At 63.4% G+C, this 1,056-nt stretch carries 3 protein-coding genes; 1 reads left to right on the forward strand and 2 read right to left on the reverse strand.

The annotated features are described in order from the left end of the window. A partial coding sequence (locus tag ACFWJO_RS39400; protein WP_386873068.1) for a hypothetical protein occupies nucleotides 1-188 on the forward strand: 188 nt, incomplete at its 5' end. 101 nt (nucleotides 189-289) lie between these two features. Here ACFWJO_RS39400 and ACFWJO_RS39405 read toward each other — a convergent pair. Beyond that, nucleotides 290-952: a 3,4-dihydroxy-2-butanone-4-phosphate synthase gene (locus tag ACFWJO_RS39405; protein WP_378497065.1), complete on the reverse strand. Its 663-nt coding sequence runs from the start codon at nucleotides 950-952 to the stop codon at nucleotides 290-292. After that, a partial coding sequence (locus ACFWJO_RS39410; protein WP_386873070.1) for a hypothetical protein occupies nucleotides 949-1,056 on the reverse strand: 108 nt, incomplete at its 5' end. The genes ACFWJO_RS39405 and ACFWJO_RS39410, both read right to left, overlap by 4 nt.

The raw sequence follows: 1,056 nt of genomic DNA on the forward strand, positions 1-1,056 counted from the left end.
CTGTCACATTTGCACGGCCAGGGACTTGTGTCGTATTCGGCGGAGTCATCTCTGGTGTGCACAGCACCGAGGAAAACGAGTCACGGAATGATCCCGTCACGCTGTACGAAGCATTCTCGGAATTCGATCAAGCCAACTCGCCTCACAGCGCCTTGGAGCCGCTGGCTCGGCTTCCTGATACCGATTGAAAATGCCGCTGGATCGCCTTTCGGAGTGGCGGCCCCCGAGCAGGAGGCGGTACACGTGCGGCCCGTAAGTCGAACAAGACATCTCGTGCAAGGGAGGGGCATTACGGGAAGAGGTGTGCGGGGACGGCGCGGTTCTCCAATCTCGCTGCACCACGGGCCCCTCGATGGGCATACTCCGCCAGGCGGGGATACGTGAGCAGCTCGGCGATGTCCAGAACAGGGAGGGTGTGTTTGGCGGCGAGGTCTTCAATTCCGCCCCGCGGCAGCACGTGACCCTGGTCGGCTACGAGCGTGGCCAGTACGGCGACCTGGGGCAGTCCGGCTAGTGTGCACAGATCGACGGCAGCTTCCGGATGCGTGAGGCGTTCGAACACGCCGCCCGAGTGGGTGCATAGCGGTAGCACGTGGCCCGGCCGAACCAAGTCGGCGGGGCTCGTGCAGGGAGCCGCCAACGTGCGGAACGTGCGGGCGCGGTCCACGGCACTGATCCCGGTGGTTACTCCGTGCCGGGCGTCCACGCTCACGGTGTATTGGTCGTCGAGGGTAACTTGGTTGCGCGGCACCATCGGAGGAAGGTCGAGCTCGTCGGCTCGAGCTTCTGACATCGGCGCGCAGAGCAGGCCAGAGGTGTGCCGCACAGTCCATGCGACCCACTTCATGTCTACCCCGTGTGCGGCCATGACTACGGCGCCGGCACCGGTCGAATCAACAGTGAACACCGGTCGTCCCTCCCGTAGTGAGGCGAGCGCCGCATCGACTCTCATGCTGATTCCTGTTGGATCCGGTGAAGACCACTGCGGTGAAACACGATCGGTGCGACGTTGGGCTGAAGACTCAGATCGTTGATGCGCAGCACGATGATCGTATG

Origin of the sequence: Streptomyces sp. NPDC127092 (assembly GCF_042722475.1) — a bacterium.
GTDB lineage: Bacteria > Actinomycetota > Actinomycetes > Streptomycetales > Streptomycetaceae > Streptomyces.

Excerpts from the sequence above, each read along its gene's own strand:
- ACFWJO_RS39405 (WP_378497065.1), bottom strand. The coding sequence starts at position 952 with ATGAGAGTCGATGCGGCGCTCGCCTCACTACGGGAGGGACGACCGGTG.